The 4,622-nt window shown below is 38.6% G+C and carries 3 protein-coding genes; all 3 read right to left on the bottom strand.

Annotation, left to right across the window (positions count from 1 at the left end; translation table 11 throughout):
- Window positions 1-390 precede the first annotated feature (390 nt).
- From HMPREF0631_RS00385 to HMPREF0631_RS00375, 3 genes are read right to left on the bottom strand one after another with little or no spacing between them, the layout of a single operon-like run.
- Window positions 391-2,577 carry a DUF262 domain-containing protein gene (locus tag HMPREF0631_RS00385; protein WP_002842590.1) on the bottom strand — a complete coding sequence of 729 codons (2,187 nt, stop codon included), beginning with the start codon at window positions 2,575-2,577 and terminating at the stop codon, window positions 391-393.
- A 1-nt stretch (window position 2,578) separates the two neighbouring features.
- Window positions 2,579-4,294 carry a DUF262 domain-containing protein gene (locus tag HMPREF0631_RS00380; RefSeq protein ID WP_002842589.1) on the bottom strand — a complete coding sequence of 572 codons (1,716 nt, stop codon included), beginning with the start codon at window positions 4,292-4,294 and terminating at the stop codon, window positions 2,579-2,581.
- A gap of 15 nt (window positions 4,295-4,309) precedes the next feature.
- Entirely contained in the window at window positions 4,310-4,522 is a 213-nt protein-coding gene (locus tag HMPREF0631_RS00375; protein WP_002842588.1) for a helix-turn-helix domain-containing protein, read from the bottom strand.
- Between the last annotated feature and the right edge of the window lie 100 nt (window positions 4,523-4,622).

The following is a 4,622-nucleotide window of genomic DNA, read 5'->3' as shown; positions in this document are numbered from 1 at the left end:
GGTATTAGCATACCAAAGTTTGCAAATTATTAATTTTTATCTTTATCACCTTATATACAATCGTTATAGGGTGAACCCCAGGGTTCATTTTTTCTTGTTATATATCACCTAGTGTCAACCTTGTCTTATAGACCAGTTCCCACACATCCATTTCCGAGCATAAAAAGAAAGGCTTTCCAATAGCCAATCGTATTCATTAACGATAGCTTTCTGAAAAGCCTTTTATCTGCTACACTATATTTACTTGTTAGGGTTCACTTTTGACATCAAAACGACGCACTCCACATGCACCGAGACACCAATATTGATGTCCTGCGTTAACGGGAACTTGTCGTTCATTTTTGACGTTAATGGAAACATATCATTTACTGTCCCCTCTTGTAAAGCTACTCAGCTTAAATTAGCCTTGATATAGTTTTTGAGAAGTGTGATTCGATCTTCAGTATCAATTCCATCCTCATTCTGCGGAATGACTATGGTGTCTACAATCTCATCTCCAACGTTCTTTCTTCTCAAATATGAATTGTTTGTACAAATAATATGCTCATCTCCAAAGATCAACCTCTGTCCCATATCGTCCTTAGACAAGTGCGCTTCTGAAGCAACCTTCAAATAAGGATAATATGAGTTCTGTGACATCTGAGTCCTTGTCTGCATAACCAAGAACATATATGGATTTGATGCAGCTGAATTGTTATGCATCTTTCCATATGCGCCTGGGCGGTATTCACGATACTTGATGTAGTAGTATCTGAATGGATACAGGTTGTTACTCTCGCACTCCTGTAAGTAATCATCTGCTATCTTCTTAAGTACCTCATTTGTGAATTCTTCATTGGTATCCAACAACGAAATCAGAATACTCTTTGTGTTATCAAATCCAGAATTCGCACTCTTATGGAATAACCCGTCCCATGCAAATTGATATGTCGATCCGTACTGGTAACGCCACTTATTTCTCTCAACCTGTCCATAATCTCCTAATGCCATCATTGCACAGTCAATTCTATCAAGGCTGCACTTAAACAAAGATTCAAATCGCTTCGTGAATGCAAGGTTCTCAAGACCGACGATACTGATCTGTCCGTTAAGCAAGAAATGATCTTCCAGTTCAAACATGGTTTCTTGCATAGCTGGATTGGCATCGATAAATGTAATCTTCTCTTTTTCTTCTGAGAGCTGACTTACATTAAAGTTATTCTCGATCGAATCATCAATAGCACCATTCATGATGATAGCATCTGCTTCCGCCAAAATAGCTGGCATTCTATTTCTATCCGTTCTGTCTGAAACCTCATCCTCAGAATTCCGGATCAGGTTATTTACAATACGAATTCTTCTTCTGAAATCCGCCTCTGTAACCTTATCAACGTTCTGCAGATATGTAGTAATTGCATATAACAGCACAATTCTATTTAACGGGAACTGTCTGATACGGCCGGTTTTATCGGAATATGCATGTAAGCAATCCTCAAATATATTCAGGTTAAATCGGTTCTCAACAAGAATTTTACCACTCTCATGTTTGTTAGCCATGAAAGACTTCAAGAAGTCTGTCGGAGAATCATATCCAGGAATATTGCACCAGCAATCGAAGAAGCTCTCCATTGTTTCAATGTTCTTAATTGCATCAGGACACTTAGCTGAGAAGTATTGTTGCAAAAGATCAAACGCATCATTGCTTCTACCCAGTGGTGACTCATTCTGGCGATAGCAAATTACATCACAAATAAACTTGAAGTAACGCAGAAATTCATCATCGATAATATTATCGTCAGAAGAACCACTGCCGCTATTACGATATTCCCATAATAGATCTGTCCAATCACGGTCAATCTTACCCATGATACGATTTGCTCTTTGTTCATCTATACTGCGAATTTCACGCTCAAGCTCTGCTTTGAAATTCTCAAATAAAGTAAGTGGCTTACCACGTGAATTCATTTTTATGTAGAGTTCATCAGTCAGTCCCATATCCTTAATAGGAAGGAAGTAGAATGTAACGCAGTTTTCTTTGAGCTTATCCCAGAGATCAGTAACATCCTTGAATTTGTCATCAATTGCATCAAGCATTACAAGCATTGAGCTAATTGTAGGATCATTCTCCCAATCGAGCGGGAACCATGCCTGGTTTACAATTTCCTTTGAGATTGCTGTTTTGAATTCAGGTTTATAATCTACCAGATCAATACAGAAATATCTCGCACTGTATCTGGTCTCATAGCTAAACTTCTTCAAAAACTCGTAATTCTCTTCCGATATGTTATCTTTTTTTGCTGCATACCAGTGAAGCAAAAATAATGTAGTAAGGCGCTGCTGGCCATCCAGCGGTGTCATATTTCCTTCATCATCTATATCGCCATAAACGAAATCGAGCGTAATTGGTTTCTCTGTTACTGCCTTATATAAAGACTCAAGAAATCTACCTCTTACGCGAGTTACATCAGGTCCTTTTCTGCCCTGTGCATAATCTCTTTGGATAATTGGAATGATGATCTTTTTAAGCTGCACAGCCTCCGGGCCTTCTCCAAATGTTGTATCAAAAATGTCTATAAAGGAGTGAAGTGTAGTCGCCATATTATTCTTCCTCCTTTTCTAGAACGATTGGCTCTTCGAGATAATTTACCAGCACTGTATTCATTGCATCAACGTAAGCGACCCTATCTGCGTGTCCCCAGAAATGGAGCTGATTATCTGCGGACGGCGTGTAATATTTCAGGAATACCATTCGTGTACAGAATGGAATATACTGGCCAGCCTTGTCCATTTTAATAATTTCGTTTCTTTTTACGTCAAACGTCGAGTTATTCAACGCAGCATTGTCCGTCGAACTCAGCAGTGCCATATTAGCAATTGAATGCAAATACTCTGTATTACCCTTAACCGAAAGTAAGTCTACAACTCTCTGCTGAATTGCATCAAACTCCTGACGTTCCAGTTTATCCTTAGCAATAGCGCTATTCATGAGTTCAATCAATTCTTCAGAATCATCACTTACAGACTTTACAGACGGAATATGAAGTGTTAGCCACTCTTTCCACATTTTCTGTGTTCGTAAACCTTCTGACTGTTGCGCATGAATATGCTCCAGGCTCCAGGTCACTTTGCCACCTCTGCCAAATTTGTATTTATCAAACGGGAACCACTGAGAATGCTCACCATTTCTTCGGACTGATTCAACATTAAATAATAGAAGCAATGTGGCAATCTTTTTCTGATCTAATGGTTTCTCGTAACTTAAATCTGAGTAGTTACCCTTAATTTTTATGCTGTCTCGAATATAGCCATCAAGGGAGTCCCTAAAATCATCCTTAGTCTTATCCTTCGAGAGGTCGAAAATCTTCTGAAGTGTCAGTGTTCCGGACGCAATAAGATAACCAATCTTATGATATAGTTCATGGTTTCCATGCCAATCCTTCAACACTAAGAACGTCTGCTGGATGCTCCGCCAGATGCTGTCTAATGACTTGGTCTGACGCATTTCATCAAATTTAAAGAATGTATAATACTTCTCCCTATTATCAGCTGGCTTTCCTGATATAAGATCCAACACGAGATCTATTCTTGTCTGATAGTCAGCATTTGCTTTATTCGTCAAGAAGTACCACAGAGAATTGTTGTGGAGCTCCTTCTCCATGTTATCCCACTGAAGAGATATCTCTTCTTGTTTTTCCTTATCGACATCTTCGTCAGTATCTTTGCTAAGAAACATAGCTTTTACCAGTTCTGCATTTGTAAGTGGTATCTTACCAATATTCAAACGTGTAAAGAGACCAATCGCGTCCTCAGCTTCTCCAACCTCATACCAGATAATTTTTACGATTTCATCAAAGTACTTATTTACATTTGTCAGAGTAGATTTTCTGTCCCTTGCAGAAAACCATTTCTTGATACTTTCATAAGCAGCACAAAGGAACCAGAAATCAATGTTTTCTTCCTTGCGGGATTCGTCGATTGATTTTAAGAACTCCTCAGACTTCTCTCTGGTTTCGTATGAAAGGGTAAATCTCGGCTCATCTATAAAGCCAAAACTCTCTTCATTCATAAAACGGTATATAAGATAGATAGTTGTTAGACGCTGCTGCCCATCAATCAATTCATATCTATCACCATTTTTTCTTACTACAACCGGCTGTAAACAGTAGTTGCGTTTGCCCTCAGTAGAATAAATATCATCGAGCAGACGAACTACTTCTGTTTCTCCCCAACGATAACCACGCTGGTAAGAAGGAACATAAAAGTCTCCTGTTATATCCCCGACAAGCTTTGTGTAGAGTTTAATCTCATTATTCATATAGCTACAATTCCTTTACTTGGTCTTTTTCACGTAAGTAAGCTCAATGTCATAGCCGAGCTGTTCCATCATCTGGACAAATGTCTTATTCACAATCTTTTCTGGACTCTTGATAAGACGGTTCACATATGACGGAGATGTGCCTACCTTCTCAGCGAGTTCTGCTTGAGTGGTCTGTTCTTCTACGCACTTAACTTTTACATCTATTTCAATATTATTTTTAAGCATATTCTCCACCGCAGCACTTTCTGTTCAACTAGATTTCACTATTAGTTCAACTTATTATACCACAAGAATATGAACATTTCATCAAAACACGACAAAAAGA

This window comes from Peptostreptococcus anaerobius 653-L (assembly GCF_000178095.1).
GTDB classification, from domain to species: domain Bacteria; phylum Bacillota; class Clostridia; order Peptostreptococcales; family Peptostreptococcaceae; genus Peptostreptococcus; species Peptostreptococcus anaerobius.
This window is presented reverse-complemented; position numbering and strand designations above follow the sequence as displayed.